Here is a 16,307-nt window from a genome sequence, read left to right on the forward strand (position 1 = left end):
CCGGCCGCCGAAGGAACTTTCAAACCGACGGTCACCGTACCGCGGAGCATGACTACCTTCCTCGCCGGCGGGACGGGGACGCCCAAGTTGTTGGACGGTGCAGAGGGCGTCTTCGACCCCGCGGAGACGACTGTCGTCGCCAACACCGGCGACGACGTGGAACTCGGCGGGCACCTCGTCTGCCCGGACGCGGACACGGTGTTGTTCCACGGCGGCGGCGTCCTCGACACCGACCGGTGGTGGGGAATCGCCGGTGACACGACCGAAACCGACGAGGAACTGCGCCGACTCGCCGACGCCGCGGGCCTCGAATCGGGGCCGCGGTACCTCCCCGAGGAGGCCCAGACCGCCGGCCGCGACATCGCGCGGTGGCGGCGGTTCTCCGGCGTCGCGGAGTTCATGGAGATCGGCGACAGGGATCGGGCCGTCCACATCACCCGCACGTCGCTTCTCGACGAGGGGCGCACCCTGACGGAGGTGACGCGAACCCTCGCCGAGGCGTTCGGACTCGACATCGACCTCCTGCCGATGAGCGACGACCCCGTGGCCTCCGTCGTCCACACCGACGAGGGCGAGATGCACTTTCAGGAGTTCTGGGTCCACCGCCGGGCGGACCCCGCAGTGGAGGACGTGGAGTTCCGCGGCGCGGACGACGCCGAACCGACCCCCGCCGTCCGCGACGCCCTCGCGGACCCCGTCGTCGTCGGCCCGTCGAACCCCGTCACGAGCATCGGGCCGATGCTTTCGCTCCCGGGGTTCGAGGAGGCGCTTTCGGAGACGCCCGTCGTCGCCGTCTCGCCGTTCGTCGAGGACTGCGTGTTCTCCGGGCCGGCGGCGGCGTTGATGCGCGGCGTCGGGTACGAGGCGTCCACCGCGGGCGTCGCCGAGGCGTACCCGTTCGCGGACGCGTTCGTCTTGGACGACGAGGACGGCACGGAACTCGACCGGCCGGTCGTCCGGACGGACACGCGAATCGACGGCCCCGAGGACGCCGCGCGCGTCTGTCGCGCCGTCCGCGAGGCGTTGGAGGTGGTGTCGTGACGTTCGAACCGCGCGTCGCCCTCGCCAGTCTGAGCGGCCAGTCGGACGCCGAGTGGGCGCGCGCCGGGTCCGAGTTCGCGGGCGCGGCGTTCCTCGGCGGCGTCGCACTCGACGAGAAGTCCCGCGCCGCCGCGCGGAAACTGGTCGAACGCGACAGGGAGGAGTTCCTCCCCGAGGACCCCCTCGCGTTCGTCGCCGCCGAACTCGACGCCCTCGCGGACGCCCCCCTCCGACCGGCGGTCAACGTCCGAAGCGCGACGCTCTCGCCCGTGCGGGAGGCGGCGCGCCTCTGCGCCGAACGGGACGCGATGCTCGAAATCAACGCCCACTGCCGACAAGCCGAACTGTGCGCCGTCGGGTGCGGCGAGACGCTCCTCCGGGACACCGACAGACTCGCCGAGTACGTCGCCGCCGCGGCCGAGGAGGGGGCCGCGGTGAGCGTGAAAGTCCGCGCGGAAGTCGAGGGGGTCGACCTCGCGGAGACGGCGCGCGCGGTGGCGTCGGCGGGCGCGGACGCGATACACGTGGACGCGATGGACTCGGAGGCGGTCGTCCGCGACGTGGCGGACGCGGCCCCCGGTCTGTTCGTACTCGCCAACAACGAGGTGCGCGACGCGGAGAGCGTCCGCGAGTACCTCGACTACGGCGCGGACGCGGTGAGCGTCGGCCGACCCAGCACCGACCCGCGCGTCCTCCGCCGCGTCCGAGACGCCGTCGAGGGGTGGTTCGCGGAGTCGAACGCGGAGCATCCGAACGCCGACGAGTCGAACACTGACGAGTCGAACGCCGACGGGTCGAACGCCGGCGGGGTGGCGAAGTGACCGCGCCGAGAGCGCGAACGCCCGCCGAGAACGCGCAACTGGCCCTCCTCTTGGACGTGGCCGGGACGCCGAAGCCCGGCAACGTGGACCGCGAACGCGACTTGGCGGACCTCCGGTTCGAGCACTTCCTCGCGGGGGCCGTTGGGTCGGGCGAGGGCCTCCGCCGGGCGGAATCGGGCGCGCCGGTCGGCGCGGCGTTCGAACGCGCGGTGGCCGGGATGGGTCGGCAACGCGGCGGGAACACGCAGTTCGGCTGTCTGCTCCTCCTCGTCCCTCTCGTGCGCGCCGCGGCCGAAGGGTCGCTGTCGCCGGACGGCGCGACGGCGGTGGCGGAGGCGACGACAGTCGCGGACGCGGTGGACTTCTACCGCGCCTTCGAACACGTCGACGTGGCCGTCGAGGACCCCCCGGAGGACGCCGCCGAGTTGGACGTGCGCCGCGGCCGCGACGCCGCGCCGACGCTCAGGTCCCGCGAACTCACCCTGTACGACGTGATGGAGCGCTCGGAGGGCGACGGCAACGCCCGCGAGTGGACCGGCGGGTTCGCGCGGACGTTCGACGCCGCCGAGTCGATGCTCGGAGACGACGGCCCCGTGCCCGATAGGGTCGCGCGGGCGTTCGTGGACCTTCTCTCCGAGGAGGAGGACACCCTCGTCCGGACGAACCACGGCCCGGAGGTGGCCGCGGAGGCGCGCCGCCGCGCGGCCGAGGCGCGCGGCGACCCGGCGGCGGTGGCCGAACTCGCGGAGGCGTTCGTCGAGGAGGAAATCAACCCCGGGACGACCGCAGACGTCGTCTGCGCGGCGACGTTCGTCGCCCTCGAACGGGGGATGCCGGTGTGACCGACCCCGCCGACGGGTGGCCGGTCGAACTCCGCGGCGTCACGGAGTCGGTGGTGACGACGCTCGGCCCGAACGACCTGTGGAACGCCGCCGCGTTGGGCCTGCACGCGCCCGACGACGGCGAAGACGACGACAACGAGAGCGGGGACGACGCCGACGGCGACGGCGTCGTGACGGCGACGACGTGGGGGAACACCCGGACGCGCCGGAACTTCCGCCGACGGGGCGGCGGCGTCGTGCAGTTCGTCTCGGACCCGCGGACGTTCGTGGACGCCGCGATGACGGTGACCGAGTCGGAGTCGCCCGTCGTGGACGGCGCGCACGCGTGGGTCGAAGTCGAAGCCGAGCGAATCGACGGGGGCGAGTCCGGCGGCACGCGGTGGGAGGAGTGGGCGCTTCGCCCCGTCGAGTCCGCCGTCGTCGCCGAGACGGTGCCGACCATCAACCGGGGGTTCGCCGCCGTCGTGGAGGCGACGGTGGCCGCCTCGCGCCTCGACGTGCCCGCCTACGATACCGAGGAACTGCTCGCCCGACTCCGCTACTTCGCCGACGTGGTCGAAACGTGCGGCGGCGCGGCCGAGCGAGAGGCGTTCGCCACCGTCGACGAGGTGTCGGGGTGGCGCGAACGCGCGGACGAGGAGGGCGACTGGACGCCGTGAGGGGCGGTGGCGGCGCGGCCGGAACGAATCGTTTTAGTGCGCGCTGATGGAATCGTCGGACATGGCAATCAAGCCCAAGTACGTCAAGCAGCTCGGCAACGTGCTGCTGGAGGAGTACCCGCAGGCGTTCAACACCGACTTCGAGACGAACAAAGAGAGCGTCAGCAAGCTGACCAACGTCGATTCGAAGGGCGTTCGCAACCGCATCGCCGGCTACATCACGCGGAAGAAGGGCGGCCCGAAGGCGACGGCGTAAACCGGTCGAGCTTTCTCTCTCAGCGCCCGCGTCGCTCCCAGCGACCGCTCTCACCGTCCCGACGCCTCCGTACTTCTCCCCGCGCCGTCCCCGCACCTCTCCGCGCGCCGCCCTTTTCCCCCTCCGCGCGGTAGCTCTTTCGTGGATATCATCGCCCACCGCGGATTCAGCGCGCTCCACCCCGAGAACACCGTCGCCGCCGTCCGCGCGGCGTCCGAGCGTTCCGCGGGGGACGACCGAACCGTCGCCGCGGACTTCGTCGAGGTGGACGTCCGTCGGTGCGCGACGGACGAGCTCGTCGTCTACCACGACGAGGACCTGCGGAAACTCACCGGCTTCGAGGGGCGCGTCGCCGAGACGCCGCTCTCGACGCTCCGCGAGTTGACGATACTGGGCTCCGAGGAGTCAATTCCGCTCCTCTCAGAGGTGCTCGACGCGGCGGCCCCGGACGCCGGCGTCGTCGTCGAACTCAAACACGCGGGGATGGCCGAAGCGGTGGCCGACGCCTGCGAGGCGGTGGAAAACGACGTGATACTCGCCTCCTTCTTTGAGGGCGTGCTTCGGGAGTGCGAGGGCGCCTCCGCCGCGCCCCGCGCGTTCGTCTTCGACGACGACTGGACGGCGTCGCTCTCGACGGCGACGGAGCTCGACTGCGAGTACGTCAACGCCCAGTACCACCTGCTTCTCGGCCGCGGGGAGCGAATCGACGCCGCGCACGACGCCGGGTTCCGCGTCAACGCGTGGGACGTGAACGACGCCGACGCGGCGGTGCGACTCCGCGCGGACGGCGTGGACGGAATCGTGGTGGACGACCCGACGTACCTCGACTCGATCTAGAACCGGTCGGCGCGGGCGGCGGCCGCCCACCCGTTCGTCGGCGCGCCGTCGGGGACGCGGGCGGACCGGCCCGACACGCCTTCGAGGCGGCCGGCGAACGTCCACCGCTTGCCGTCCCACGTCTTCTCCGTCTCTTCGGCGGCGGCCGCGGCGGCCGCGGCGAGTTCGCCGTCGCGGATGTGCGCGGCGACGGCGGCGGCTATCGCGGCGGCCTCCGCCTCGTCGGCGTCGTCGGGGATGCTGAGGCCCGCGGCGATTTCCGACACGCCCGGTCCGGCGCCCGAGTCGGCGCCCTCTGTGCTCTCTGCGCTCTCGCCGCTCATATCGGGATGTTTCCGTGCTTCTTGTCCGGCAGTTCCGAGCGCTTCGTCTTCAGCATCTCCAGGTCCGACACCAACCGGGAGCGGGTCTCGGTCGGTTCGATGACGTCGTCGAGGTAGCCCCGGTCGGCCGCCGTGTAGGGGTTGGCGAACTCCTCGCGGTACTCCTGGATGAGTTCCTCGCGGCGGGCGTCCGGGTCGTCGGCCGCCTCCAGTTGGTCGCTGTAGAGGATGTTGACCGCGCCCTGCGGTCCCATCACCGCGATTTCGGCCGTCGGCCACGCGTAGTTGACGTCCGCGCCGAGGTGCTTCGACGCCATCACGTCGTACGCGCCGCCGTAGGCCTTCCGCGTGATGATGGTGAGGAGCGGAACCGTCGCCTCGGAGTAGGCGTACAGCAGTTTCGCGCCGTGGCGGATGATGCCGCCGTGCTCCTGGTCCGTCCCCGGGAGGAAGCCCGGCACGTCCACGAACGAGACGATGGGGACGTTGAACGCGTCGCAGAAGCGCACGAACCGCGACGCCTTCTCTGAGGCTTCGATGTCGAGGGTGCCGGCGTTGACGCGCGGTTGGTTCGCGACGACGCCGACGGAGTGGCCGTCGAGGCGGGCGAACCCGACGAGGATGTTCTTCGCGAAGTCCTCTTGGACCTCGAAGAACGACCCCTCGTCCAAGACGCCGCCGATGACGTCGCGCATGTCGTACGGCTTCCGGGGTTGGTCGGGGACGACGCTGTTGAGCGATTCGTCGGCGCGGTCCGGGTCGTCCCACGGTTCGACGCGCGGCGGGTCCTCCACGTTGTTCGGCGGGAGGTACGAGAGGAGGCGTCGGATGTCGTCTAGCGTCTCCTCCTCGGACTCGCAGGCGAAGTGCGCCACGCCGGAGGTGGAGGAGTGGGTCGTCGCGCCGCCCAACTCCTCGAACGTCACCTCCTCGCCGGTTACGGTCTTGATGACGTCCGGTCCGGTGATGAACATGTGGCTCGTGTCCTTCACCATGAACGTGAAGTCCGTGAGCGCGGGCGAGTAGACGGCCCCGCCGGCGCACGGCCCCATGATGGCCGAAATCTGCGGGATGACGCCCGACGCCTCCGTGTTGCGCCGGAATATCTCGCCGAACCCGCTGAGCGACTGGACGCCCTCCTGGATGCGGGCCCCCGCCGAGTCGTTCAATCCGACGACGGGCGCGCCGACTTCCATGGCCTTGTCCATCACCTTGCAAATCTTCTCGGCCATCACCTCGCCGAGGGAACCGCCGAAGACGGTGAAGTCGTGCGCGAAGACGAACGTCTTGCGCCCGTCAACCTCGCCGTACCCGGTCACGACGCCGTCGCCCGGCAGTTGCTTTTCCTCCATTCCGAACTTGTGGTTTCGGTGCGTCCGGAACTGGTCGAACTCGTTGAACGTGCCGTCGTCGAGGAAGTAGTCGATGCGCTCTCGGGCGGTCATCTTCCCCTTCTCGTGTTGGGACTCGATGCGCGCCTCGCCGCCGCCCTTCTGCGCTCTGTCGCGCTTCGCTTCGAGTTCGTCGATTCGGTCCTCCATCGTCACGTCGGACCACCTGCGTTCATTGTCACGAACGACCGGACGGAGCACAAAAGGGTTTCCGCTATGGACAAAGCGAGGTTCGACGATCGTCGAAAAAGTCGCCGTCGAACGCCGGACGGAGGGTCAGGCCGCCTCGGGTTCGCCGCGGACGCCCGCGAAGATGACCACCGCGAGGGCGGCGGCGGTGGCGGCGGTGGGCCAGAAGCCGAGGCGGGCGTCCATGCCGAACGTCGTCAGGAGCGTGAACACGAGGAAGACGGGCAACAGCGCGCCGGCGGCGAAGAGCCACGGCGTCGAGAGCGCCGTCGCCACCTCGCCCGCGCCCGAACGGAACTCGTCGAGGGCGTCGCGGCCCATGACCCACCCGACGAAGACGAGGAACGCCGTCAGCCCCGCGGTGAGGAGGACGTCCACGAGCGTTCCGGCGACGAAGCCGAATATCGACTGATCGAGCGCGCAGACGGACCCCGTGAGGACGACGAGTGCGCCGACGCCCGCGACGGCGGTGCGGCGTTCGAGGTCGTACTCGTCCACGAGGAAGGCGACCGGAATCTCCAGCATGCTGATGGAACTGGAGAGCGCCGCGAGGGTGACGACGGCGAAGAACGCCGTCGCGATGAGCGTGCCGCCGGGGAGTTGCGAGAACGCCCCCGCCAGCCCGACGAACAGCGCGCCCGCGCCGGTGCCCGTCTCGCCGGGCGAGATGCCGAGCGAGAAGAGCAGGGGGAAGACGACGAGTCCGGCGAGGACGCCCACGAGGGTGTTGAGGACGGCGATGGTCGTCCCGTCGAACGCCAGCGAGCGGTCCTCGCCGACGTAGGAGGCGTAGGTGACCATCGTCCCCGCGCCGAGCGAGAGCGTAAAGAGCGCCTGCCCGGCCGCCGGGCCGAGGACGCCGAAGAAGTTCTGCCGAATCGCCGAGGGGTCGAAGCGGAGGTAGAACGCGTACGCCTCGGCGGCCCCCGACTGGGTGGCCGCCCACGCCGCGAGGGCGACGAGGAGGACGAGGACGGCGGGCATCATCACCTTCGTCCCGAGTTCGATGCCGCGGCGGACGCCCGCGAAGACGATTATCCCCGTCAGCGCGAGAAACAGCACGTGGTAGCCGACGGCGTCGAACCCGGCGGCGACGCCGCCGAAGTACTGCCCCGGATCGGCGAAGTACGCCGGTCCCGACCCGGCGAGCGCGAGACCGCTCTCGACGAGGTACCGCAGTATCCACCCGCCGACGACGCTGTAGAAGGAGAGAAGCGCGATGGCGGTGAAGACGTAGAACAGCCCCCACGCGCCCCAGACGTTCGACCCCGAGAGGGAGCGGAGCGCGCCTGCGGGACTCCGGTTCGACCGCCGGCCGATGACGAACTCGGCGAGCAGTCCGGGAACCCCGACGAGCAGGACGATGCCGAGATACACGACGAGGAATGCGCTGCCGCCGTTTTCGGCGGCGACCCACGGGAACCGCCAGATGTTCCCGAGGCCGACCGCGCTTCCCACGGCGGCGAGGATGAAGCCGATTCGTGTCGCCCACGTCTCTCGTGTCATTGCGTCGCACTCCCACCTTGGCGGTAAAGTGACTTTCGGACCGAGGATCCGTCAAACCGCTATTGTAACGGTTTTTAACCCGCCAACGCGCCGCTATCGGGCGGCAAACGGTCGGAAGAAGGGGGCGTCGGCCGACGATCCGTAGGTCTAGAGCGGCGGCACGATGGCCGGTTCCGGACCGAGGAACAGCGTCTGGATGCCGAGCCACAGCGTTCCGAGGACGGCGATGACGACGACGACGCGGACCATCCAGAGCCACGTCAGCCCGAAGCCGTTACCGAGTCCCGTTCCCTTCAGCACCTCCGAGAGCGCCTCTCCGCCGAGGACCCACCCGACGAAGAGGAGGACGAGGAGCACCGAGACGGGGAGGAGCAACTGGTACGCGAGCGTGTCGAACCAGCCGAGCCACGCGGTGTCGAGCGCCGAGGGGAGGCCGAGGACGAACAGGCTGACGCCGATGGCCGCCGCGGTGGGGGCGCGCCCGACGTCGTGGTTGTCGATGACGTAGGAGACGACGACTTCCAGCAGGCTGATGGCCGACGAGAGCGCCGCGATGAGGACGACGAGGAAGAAGACGAGGCCGACGATGCGGCCCGCCGGGATGTTCGCGAACGCGCCCGCGACGCTGACGAACACCGCGCCCGGACCCGAGGTGTTCGGGTCGATACCCTGCGCGAACAGGAGGGGGAAGACGACGAAGCCGGCGAGGACGCCGACGAACGTGTTCAACACGACGATGGTGCTGCCGTCGGCGACGAGGCTGTCGTCGCGGTTGATGTAGGAGGCGTACGTTATCATCGCGCCCATACCGAGCGACAGCGAGAAGAACGCCTGTCCCACGGCGAACGGGACGATCTCGCCGAGGTTGGCCATCAGCGCGCCGAAGTCGGGCGAGAGGAAGTAGTCGTACCCCGCCGTCGCCCCGGAGAGCGTCGCCCCGTACGCCGCCAGCCCCAGCATGATGATGATGATGGAGGGGACCATCACCTTCGTCGCCTTCTCGATGCCGTCCTTGATGCCGAGGGCGACGATGACGACGACGAGGAACATGAACACCGCGTGAAGCGCCACGGCATCCACGCCGGTCGATATCGCGCCGAAGTAGGCCGTCGGGTCGCTGAAGTACGCGCCCTGGAGGCTCCCCCAGATGTACCGAATCACCCACCCGCCGACGACGCTGTAGTACGACAGGATCCAAAAGCCGGTCAGGAGCCCCAACGCGCCGACGAACCGCCACTTCCCGTGGCCGAGTCTGCCGAACGCGCTGATGGCGTTGAGTTTCGCCCGTCGACCGATGACGAACTCCGCGAGGATGGCTGGTAGCCCGATGCCGAACACCGCGATGAGGTAGACGACGAGGAAGGACGCGCCCCCGAATTGCGCGGTCTTGAACGGGAACTGCCAGATGTTCCCGAGGCCCACGGCGGACCCGACTGCCGCGAGGATGAACCCTGCCCGCGTCGCCCACGTCTCTCGTTCACTCATGTCTCTGCACGATACCATCCGTGTTATTGAAAAACACCCCGATATTCGCCCGAATAACAGATAATAAATAGACATGTTAACTTTCGTTTATAAATATATGATGACATTTATCCGGTCGAACGGGGGTCGACGCGGGGCGAGGGAGTGATCGACGGTCGGTCAGGCCTCGCCGTAGACGGGCACCGCCGCGCCGGAGGTGACCGCCGCGGCGTCCGAACAGAGAAAGGAGACGACGCGCGCTATCTGCTCGGGTTCGACCCACGAGTCGTGGTCGGCGTCGGGCATCATCTCGCGGTTCGCGGGCGTGTCGATGACGCTGGGCATCACCGCGTTCGCGCGCACCGTCCCGAGGTTCTCCTCGGCGACGGTCTCCGTGAGGAGTCGGACGCCCGCCTTCGAGGCGCGGTACGGGCCGTCGCCCTCGCCGCCCTCCAGCGACGAACGCGCGGAGACGGAGACGATGGCCCCCTCCGTCTCCCGGAGGTGCGGAAGCGCGTGCTTTGAGGCGAGGAACATCGTCTTGAGGTTCACGTCGAACAGGAAGTCGAACGTATCGACGTCCGTCTCCTCTATCGGCGTCCCGCCGCGCCACGTCCCCGCGACGTTGGCGAGGTGGTCGAGTCGCCCGTGGTCCTCGACCACCTCCTCGACGACGCGGGCCACCTCCTCCTCGTCCGTGAAGTCGCCCCGATAGAACTCGATGCCGCCCTCCGGGTCCAAGAGGGCGTCCTCGTCGTCCGGTTCGACCACGTCCGCGGCGGCCACCGTCGCGCCCGCGTCGCGGAACGTTCGAGCGACTGCGCTCCCGAGGGCACCGCTCGCACCGGTCACCAACGCCACCGTCCCGTCGAAGTCGAACTCGACTGTCATACCGCTAGGTGGCGCGCGAGTGACATAAATCGCCACGGCGAGGCGGGTCTCCGTCGGTTCGTCCGGCGGACCGCGCGATCCGCCGCCGCTTCCCGACGTGACGACCGCCCGACACAGGAATGAGGGGGCGGCACGTCGTGGGCTGTATGGTCAGGGACCGAAACTGGTCCACGAGGGACGCGACGTTCGGGAGACGCACAGTCATCGCCGGAACGGCGTCCGCCGCGACGGCCTCGCTAGCCGGGTGCTTCGGCGCACTCGGAAGCGGCGACGGAACGGCGACGGAGGCGGAACCGACGACTGTCCGCGTGGAACTGTCGAACTACGAGATCGCCCTGTCTCGGTCGACGGTTCCCGCCGGGCCGGTTCGGTTCGAAATCCGGAACGCGGCGGACCAGGTTCACCAGTTCCTCCTCGCCGCGACCGACCGCGCGCCGGACTCGCTTCCGAAGGACGCGGTCGGCCGAGTCGATACCGGTGAACTCGACGTCGCGGTGAACGCCAACGGTGTCACGCCCGGCGAGGGAACCCGACTGGAACGCGAACTGGAGGCGGGACCGTACGTGGCCGCCTGCACCCTCCCCGGCCACTACGAACGCGGAATGCACGCCGGCTTTACGGTCGAACCGCGGAGTCGATAGCTCTCCCCGTCAGGGGACGAGGACGACCTTTCCGAGGAAGCTGTCTTCGAGGACGGTTCGCTGGGCCTCCGCGGCGTCTTCGAGGGGGTACGTCTCGTGGACGACGGGTTCGACTTCGCCGCGTTCGAGAAGCGACCCGAGGCGGGTCAAGACGGCGTCCTTCTCGGCGGTGTTGTACATCGTCATGAACTGGTAGCGCAGTTCCTTCCCCTTCGTGACGCCGATGTCCGTGAATCCCCCTTCGCCGGTGTCGTTGCCGATGCCGATGATTCGCCCGTCCGCGGCCGCGACGTTCGCGTTGAACTGCAGGTACCGGTCCATGTGGGTGTCGAGAATCACGTCCGGCGGCCCCGCCGCGAGAACGGCGTCCTCCAAGTCGTCGCGGCGGTAGTCGAACACCTCCTCGGCCCCGAGTGCGCGCACGTCGTCGTGGAACTCCTCGGAGGCGGTGGCGAGAACCCGCGCGCCCATCGTCTCGGCGAGTTGGACGGCGACGTGGCCGACGCCGCCGCTTCCGCCGTGGACGAGAACCGTCTCGGCGGGTTCGACCGTCGCGTGGTGGACGAACGCCTGCCACGCCGTCGTCCCGACCAACGCGAGGGCCGCCGCGTCCTCGAAGGAGACGCCGTCGGGGATGTGCGTCAGGAAGTCCGCGGGCGCGGCGACTTCCTCGGCGTACGTGCCGGACATCCCGTTGCCGAGGCCGGTGCCGAACACCCTGTCTCCGGCCTCGAAGCGTTCGACGCCGTCGCCGACGACGGCGACGGTTCCCGCGAGGTCCGACCCCGGGACGAAGGGGAGGTGCGGGACCGGGTACGCCCCCTCCCGGAAGTACGTGTCCACCGGGTTCACCCCGACGGCTTCGACGTTCACGAGGACCTGCCCGGGTTCGGGATCCGGCGTCTCCGCGTCGTCCACCCTCAGTACGTCCGCGTCACCGTGTTCGTGAATCCTGACTGCGCGCATGTCGTTCGTGGTATCGGCGCGGGACCGTGATAAATTCGGAGGCGACGGAGCGAGGGAGTCGGGGGACTCCGGCGGGGTAGAAGCAATCCGTGCGGGGTAGTTCCCGAACGAAGATGAACGGGATTTAAGCGCGTGCCCCACCCTGCCACGGATGGAATGAAGCTTCACGAATATCAGGCGAAGGACATCTTCGCCGAGGCCGGGATTCCGGTGCCCGAGTCCCGCCTCGCGTCGTCCGTAGACGAGGTCATGGAGGCCGTCGAGGATATCGGATACCCCGCGGCCATCAAGGCGCAGGTTCACGTCGGCGGACGCGGCAAAGCCGGCGGTATCAAGATCGCGACGGACGAGGAGGAGGCCCGAGAGGCCGCCGAGGACATCCTCGGCATGGACCTGAAGGGCTACACCGTCGAGGAAGTCCTCGTCGAGGCCGGCGTGGACTTCGAGAACGAACTGTACGTCGGTATCACGATGGACCGCGGCGAGGGCAAGCCCGTCGCGATGGTCTCCACCGAGGGCGGCGTCAACATCGAGGAGGTCGCCGAGGAGACGCCCGAGGCCATCGCCCGCGAACACATCGACCCCGCGTTCGGCCTGCACCCGTATCAGGCCCGCAAGGTCGTCTTCGAGGCCGGCATCCCCGACGACGTGGCGATGGACGTGGCGTCGTTCCTCTCGACGCTGTACGACCTCTACGAGGAAAACGACGCCTCCGACATCGAGATCAACCCCGTGATGATCACCTCGGACCGGGAAATCGTCGCCGCCGACGCGGTGATGAACATCGACGACGACGCCCTGTTCCGACACCCGGACCTCGCGGAGATGGAGGAGGACGCCTACCAGAACGACCTCGAACGCAAGGCCGGCGAGTACGGCTTCGACTACGTCCGCCTGTCGGGTAACGTCGGCATCATCGGCAACGGCGCGGGTCTCGTGATGACGACGCTCGACATCGTGGACCACTACGGCGGCGAACCCGCCAACTTCCTCGACATCGGCGGCGGTGCGAAGGCCGAACGCGTGACCAACGCCCTCGACATGGTGTTCTCCGACGAGAACGTCGACGCCGTCGTGTTCAACATCTTCGGCGGCATCACCCGCGGCGACGAGGTGGCCAAGGGTATCAACGAGGCCTTAGAGCAGTTCGACGAGATTCCGAAGAAGGTCGTCGTGCGCCTCGCCGGCACCAACGCCGAGGAGGGCATGGAGATTCTCAACACGGACCTCGTCGAGGTGGAGAAGACGCTCGAAGACGCGGTCCAACGGGCCGTCCAGAACGCGGAGGAGGCAAGCCAATGAGCATCTTAGTCGACGACGACACTCGCGTGGTTGTACAGGGCATCACCGGTGGGGAAGGGAAGTTCCACACCCAGCAGATGATGGAGTACGGAACGAACGTGGTCGCCGGCGCAGTCCCCGGCAAGGGCGGCCAAGAGGTCGAAGGCGTCCCCGTCTACGACACCGTGGACGAGGCCGTCCGCGAGGAGGACGCCGACGCCTCCGTCGTGTTCGTTCCGCCGGCGTTCGCCGGCGACGCCATCTTCGAGGCCCTCGACACGAACCTCGATTTCGTCGTGGCCATCACCGAGGGCATCCCGACGCAGGACATGGCCAAGGTGAACAAGCGACTCTCCGAGGTGGACACGCGCTTGCTGGGTCCGAACTGCCCCGGCATCATCACGCCCGGCGAGTCGAAACTCGGCATCCTCCCCGGCAACATCTTCGAGGCGGGTAACGTCGGTCTGGTCTCCCGGTCGGGCACCCTGACGTATCAGGTCGTCTCGAACCTCACCGACCGCGGCATCGGCCAGACCACCGCCGTCGGCATCGGGGGCGACCCCATCATCGGCACGTCGTTCATCGACGCCCTCGAACTGTTCGAGGAGGACCAGGAGACGGAGGCCGTCGTCATGTGCGGCGAAATCGGCGGCGAGGACGAGGAACAGGCCGCGAAGTACATCGCCGAGAACATGGACACGCCCGTCGCGGGCTTCATCGCGGGCCGCACCGCCCCGCCGGGCAAGCGCATGGGCCACGCGGGCGCAATCGTCTCGGGGTCCGGTACGGGAACCGCCGAGTCGAAGATTTCCGCGCTGAACGACGCCGGCGTCCCCGTCGGCGACACGCCCGAGGAAGTCGCCGAACACGTCGAAGACTTCCTGTAGAGACGCCGCGTCTCCCCTCTCTAACTTCTACTTCGGCGCTCTGGAGTCGCCGTCGAGTGCCGAGAGGCACGCCCCGCAGTACGACGCGTACGGGGGGTTCGACGCGCCGCAGACGTCGCATCCGGCCGTCTCGGCCGTCCGCCCGCCGTCGCTCACCGCGGCGGTGAACGGGGCGCGCCGGTACGTCGGCGCGGTCGCGTCGTCGTCGTCCATCCGTTCGAGAACCTGTTCGACGAGGCGGTCGTCCCGGAGTTTGTCGAGTCCTCTCACGAGGCCGACGAAGAGAACCGAGGGCGCGACGACGCAGAACGCCGCCACGAGGAGTCGAAATACTACCTCCACGTCCATGGCCCGGATACGGATGCGAGGCCCTTACCTCTACCGCGCGTTAGCGCCCGAGAGAGTGTCCCTCGCGGACGTATTCGGTTTCGACGCCGCGCGCCGGTCCGGTTCGGACGACGCCGCGGCGACGGCCGAAATACCACGTTCGTTATGAGTCCCGAAATCGCCCTTGCGGCGGTTATAGGGTTTATATCCCGTCACCCCTTTTCGATATACCATGCACGAAGAGTTACTCTCGCAATCGACTCGAGGTTCTCTTGCGACGACGCTCGTCTCTCTCGTCGCCGACGTCTCCGGCACCGACGCCGTGGACCTGCCGCCGTTGGCGGCGGTGGTTGACCCCGACGCGCTCGGTTCGCTGGTGGACGGCCCCTCCGCCGTGGAGGGTCTCACCGTCTCGTTCGACTACGCCGGGTTCCACGTCGTCGTCCACGGGAACGGCCGCATCCACCTCACCGAGGCGGACGCGATCCGGCGGCGAAACTGACCGTCTCCGACCCTCCGTCTCCGATCCTCCGTCTCTGATCCTCCGTCTCTGCTCCTCCGTCCCCGCCTCTCTCGATCGAGCGAGCGATTCGGACGTTCCGTCGTTCACGATTGTCACAGTTGTCACGAGATAGTGTTGAATCACCGTCGGGTGAAACGAACGAGTGCGCGTCGTCGGCGACCCCGACGCCGACCGGTCCCGCGCCGGGGTTCCCCGGGTGGTCGGCGATTCGACGGCGTGCATCCGCGGACGCCGCCCCGGTGCCCGCGGAACCCTCTCAGCCCCCACCCCACCCCCTCGCCGCCCGCACCGACCTCTAACCGTCCCCGCCCGCCCCCACTTCGGCCCTCCAGCCGACTTCCCCCTCTGCTTCGGCCCTCCCCTGACCCCTCCTCCTTCCGTTCGGTGCCCATTCCGCCCCGTCGAACCCGTCGGTCAGCCGGTCGAACCGTCGAATCACGTCCGAAGATTGATATGCCTGTTCGATCCACTCGGCGCATGAACGCGACACTTCCGTCGGGGCGACGCGTTCACATCGCCCCGTTGGGCTACGAACGGGACCGGGTGGTGGAACCCGCCCGCCGAGAGGCCGCGGACGTGGTCTACCTCCTCGTCGATTCCGCCGAACGCGGCCCCGAAGACTCCGGAGACGTCGTCGAGCCGAGCTCGACGGCCCATCGGACACGGTCCGACGACGTCGTCGAACCGAGTTCGACGGCCCGCGAGGCGACGTCCGGCGGCACCTCCCTCGACGCCGAGTGGTCGCCGGAGGCGGAGGCGGTGGACTGGGACGCCGCGACGCCGTACCAACTCGCCGTCCGCGAGGAACTCGACGAGTTCGCCGACGCGCGCGCGGTTCCCGTGCGCATCCACGACGTGTACGACGTGATGGGCGTCGCCACCACCATCGCCGCCAGACACGACGAAGACCAGGTGTTCGTCAACATCTCCTCGGGGCCGAACGTCGCCGCCGTCGGCGCGGCCATCGCCTGCATGACGACGGACGCCCTCCCGTACAGCGTCACCCCCGAGTCCTACGGCCACGACGTGGCCGAGACGCCGCTTACCCGCGGCGTCGCGGAGGTGACCACCGTTCCCGACTACCCCATCGAGTCGCCGACGCGCGAACAGGTCCACATCCTCGGGTACCTCTACGAGACGACCGTCGAGAAACCCTACTCCGTCAACAAGCGCAACCTCATCGACAGGGCCGACGACTACGACCTGCCGTTCCTCGCCAACTACTCGACGGAGAGTCGCCAATCGGAGTACCGCCGCCTCGACGCCGCCATCATCGAACCCCTGCGCGAGAAGGAGTACATCCGCCTCGAACCCGCGGGCAAACAGAAGAACGTCGTCCTCACGGAGACGGGCATCAGCGTCTACCGCGCCTTCCAGCACAAGATTCTCGACGAGTAGTCCGCCCCGTTCGCGTTCGTCGCGCGTCGGCCCGGCGTTCGTCGCGTGGTAGCCGCACGTTCGG

18 protein-coding genes are annotated in these 16,307 nt (G+C 68.7%); 11 read left to right on the forward strand and 7 right to left on the reverse strand.

Annotated features, from left to right (window positions below; translation table 11 throughout):
- Positions 1-48: 48 nt before the first annotated feature.
- From cofD to ACZ522_RS06550, 6 genes are all read left to right on the forward strand, one after another.
- A complete protein-coding gene (gene cofD, locus ACZ522_RS06525; protein ID WP_379693770.1) occupies positions 49-1,041 on the forward strand; it encodes a 2-phospho-L-lactate transferase in 993 nt (330 codons plus the stop codon).
- Complete coding sequence (locus ACZ522_RS06530; RefSeq protein WP_379693768.1) at positions 1,038-1,862, forward strand: tRNA-dihydrouridine synthase; 825 nt, start codon at positions 1,038-1,040, stop codon at positions 1,860-1,862. Before cofD ends, ACZ522_RS06530 begins: the two co-directional genes overlap by 4 nt.
- Positions 1,859-2,704 (forward strand): triphosphoribosyl-dephospho-CoA synthase, encoded by an 846-nt coding sequence (locus ACZ522_RS06535; RefSeq protein WP_379693767.1) that lies wholly within the window; start codon positions 1,859-1,861, stop codon positions 2,702-2,704. The genes ACZ522_RS06530 and ACZ522_RS06535 overlap by 4 nt, the downstream gene beginning before the upstream one ends.
- Complete coding sequence (locus tag ACZ522_RS06540; protein ID WP_379693765.1) at positions 2,701-3,363, forward strand: DUF447 domain-containing protein; 663 nt, start codon at positions 2,701-2,703, stop codon at positions 3,361-3,363. The genes ACZ522_RS06535 and ACZ522_RS06540 overlap by 4 nt, the downstream gene beginning before the upstream one ends.
- A gap of 61 nt (positions 3,364-3,424) precedes the next feature.
- Positions 3,425-3,619: a 30S ribosomal protein S17e gene (locus ACZ522_RS06545; RefSeq protein WP_379693763.1), complete on the forward strand. Its 195-nt coding sequence runs from the start codon at positions 3,425-3,427 to the stop codon at positions 3,617-3,619.
- Positions 3,620-3,760: 141 nt separating this feature from the next.
- Positions 3,761-4,456: a glycerophosphodiester phosphodiesterase gene (locus ACZ522_RS06550; protein ID WP_379693761.1), complete on the forward strand. Its 696-nt coding sequence runs from the start codon at positions 3,761-3,763 to the stop codon at positions 4,454-4,456.
- Here the strand turns inward: ACZ522_RS06550 and ACZ522_RS06555 are convergent.
- From ACZ522_RS06555 to ACZ522_RS06575, 5 genes are all read right to left on the reverse strand, one after another.
- A complete protein-coding gene (locus ACZ522_RS06555; RefSeq protein WP_379693759.1) occupies positions 4,453-4,779 on the reverse strand; it encodes a hypothetical protein in 327 nt (108 codons plus the stop codon). The two genes, ACZ522_RS06550 and ACZ522_RS06555, sit on opposite strands and share 4 nt — an antisense overlap.
- On the reverse strand, positions 4,776-6,320 hold the full coding sequence (locus tag ACZ522_RS06560) for an acyl-CoA carboxylase subunit beta (RefSeq protein WP_379694559.1): 1,545 nt from the start codon (positions 6,318-6,320) through the stop codon (positions 4,776-4,778). The genes ACZ522_RS06555 and ACZ522_RS06560 overlap by 4 nt, the downstream gene beginning before the upstream one ends.
- A 126-nt stretch (positions 6,321-6,446) precedes the next feature.
- A complete protein-coding gene (locus tag ACZ522_RS06565) occupies positions 6,447-7,865 on the reverse strand; it encodes a sodium-dependent transporter (RefSeq protein WP_379693756.1) in 1,419 nt (472 codons plus the stop codon).
- Between the two features lie 147 nt (positions 7,866-8,012).
- Complete coding sequence (locus ACZ522_RS06570) at positions 8,013-9,350, reverse strand: sodium-dependent transporter (RefSeq protein WP_379693753.1); 1,338 nt, start codon at positions 9,348-9,350, stop codon at positions 8,013-8,015.
- Between the two features lie 159 nt (positions 9,351-9,509).
- Positions 9,510-10,220, reverse strand: coding sequence for an SDR family oxidoreductase (locus ACZ522_RS06575; RefSeq protein WP_379693750.1), 711 nt, complete (start codon positions 10,218-10,220; stop codon positions 9,510-9,512).
- A 146-nt stretch (positions 10,221-10,366) separates the two neighbouring features.
- Here ACZ522_RS06575 and ACZ522_RS06580 point away from each other — a divergent pair, with 146 nt between their 5' ends.
- Positions 10,367-10,861 (forward strand): hypothetical protein, encoded by a 495-nt coding sequence (locus ACZ522_RS06580; protein WP_379693748.1) that lies wholly within the window; start codon positions 10,367-10,369, stop codon positions 10,859-10,861.
- A gap of 9 nt (positions 10,862-10,870) precedes the next feature.
- Here ACZ522_RS06580 and ACZ522_RS06585 read toward each other — a convergent pair whose 3' ends face one another.
- On the reverse strand, positions 10,871-11,827 hold the full coding sequence (locus ACZ522_RS06585) for an NADPH:quinone reductase (protein WP_379693746.1): 957 nt from the start codon (positions 11,825-11,827) through the stop codon (positions 10,871-10,873).
- A gap of 156 nt (positions 11,828-11,983) precedes the next feature.
- Here ACZ522_RS06585 and sucC point away from each other — a divergent pair, with 156 nt between their 5' ends.
- Positions 11,984-13,129 (forward strand): ADP-forming succinate--CoA ligase subunit beta, encoded by a 1,146-nt coding sequence (sucC, locus tag ACZ522_RS06590; protein WP_379693743.1) that lies wholly within the window; start codon positions 11,984-11,986, stop codon positions 13,127-13,129.
- A complete protein-coding gene (gene sucD / locus ACZ522_RS06595; RefSeq protein ID WP_379693741.1) occupies positions 13,126-13,995 on the forward strand; it encodes a succinate--CoA ligase subunit alpha in 870 nt (289 codons plus the stop codon). Before sucC ends, sucD begins: the two co-directional genes overlap by 4 nt.
- Before the next feature lie 27 nt (positions 13,996-14,022).
- Here sucD and ACZ522_RS06600 read toward each other — a convergent pair whose 3' ends face one another.
- Entirely contained in the window at positions 14,023-14,343 is a 321-nt protein-coding gene (locus tag ACZ522_RS06600; RefSeq protein ID WP_379693738.1) for a zinc ribbon domain-containing protein, read from the reverse strand.
- 211 nt (positions 14,344-14,554) lie between these two features.
- On the opposite strand from ACZ522_RS06600, the gene ACZ522_RS06605 reads away from it, so the two are divergent.
- Together ACZ522_RS06605 and ACZ522_RS06610 are read left to right on the forward strand one after the other, a co-directional pair.
- Positions 14,555-14,824 carry a HalOD1 output domain-containing protein gene (locus ACZ522_RS06605; RefSeq protein ID WP_379693736.1) on the forward strand — a complete coding sequence of 90 codons (270 nt, stop codon included), beginning with the start codon at positions 14,555-14,557 and terminating at the stop codon, positions 14,822-14,824.
- A 498-nt stretch (positions 14,825-15,322) separates the two neighbouring features.
- Positions 15,323-16,243 (forward strand): HFX_2341 family transcriptional regulator domain-containing protein, encoded by a 921-nt coding sequence (locus ACZ522_RS06610; RefSeq protein ID WP_379693734.1) that lies wholly within the window; start codon positions 15,323-15,325, stop codon positions 16,241-16,243.
- The last annotated feature ends 64 nt before the right edge of the window (positions 16,244-16,307 follow it).

This window comes from Halopelagius fulvigenes (assembly GCF_055398025.1).

Coding starts and splice junctions, on each gene's coding strand:
- ACZ522_RS06575 (WP_379693750.1), bottom strand. CDS start 10,220: ATGACAGTCGAGTTCGACTTCGACGGGACGGTGGCGTTGGTGACCGGT.
- sucC (WP_379693743.1), top strand. CDS start 11,984: ATGAAGCTTCACGAATATCAGGCGAAGGACATCTTCGCCGAGGCCGGG.
- sucD (WP_379693741.1), top strand. CDS start 13,126: ATGAGCATCTTAGTCGACGACGACACTCGCGTGGTTGTACAGGGCATC.
- ACZ522_RS06570 (WP_379693753.1), bottom strand. CDS start 9,350: ATGAGTGAACGAGAGACGTGGGCGACGCGGGCAGGGTTCATCCTCGCG.
- ACZ522_RS06605 (WP_379693736.1), top strand. CDS start 14,555: ATGCACGAAGAGTTACTCTCGCAATCGACTCGAGGTTCTCTTGCGACG.
- ACZ522_RS06600 (WP_379693738.1), bottom strand. CDS start 14,343: ATGGACGTGGAGGTAGTATTTCGACTCCTCGTGGCGGCGTTCTGCGTC.
- ACZ522_RS06565 (WP_379693756.1), bottom strand. CDS start 7,865: ATGACACGAGAGACGTGGGCGACACGAATCGGCTTCATCCTCGCCGCC.
- ACZ522_RS06610 (WP_379693734.1), top strand. CDS start 15,323: ATGAACGCGACACTTCCGTCGGGGCGACGCGTTCACATCGCCCCGTTG.
- ACZ522_RS06585 (WP_379693746.1), bottom strand. CDS start 11,827: ATGCGCGCAGTCAGGATTCACGAACACGGTGACGCGGACGTACTGAGG.
- ACZ522_RS06555 (WP_379693759.1), bottom strand. CDS start 4,779: ATGAGCGGCGAGAGCGCAGAGAGCACAGAGGGCGCCGACTCGGGCGCC.
- ACZ522_RS06560 (WP_379694559.1), bottom strand. CDS start 6,320: ATGGAGGACCGAATCGACGAACTCGAAGCGAAGCGCGACAGAGCGCAG.
- ACZ522_RS06545 (WP_379693763.1), top strand. CDS start 3,425: ATGGCAATCAAGCCCAAGTACGTCAAGCAGCTCGGCAACGTGCTGCTG.
- cofD (WP_379693770.1), top strand. CDS start 49: ATGACTACCTTCCTCGCCGGCGGGACGGGGACGCCCAAGTTGTTGGAC.
- ACZ522_RS06580 (WP_379693748.1), top strand. CDS start 10,367: ATGGTCAGGGACCGAAACTGGTCCACGAGGGACGCGACGTTCGGGAGA.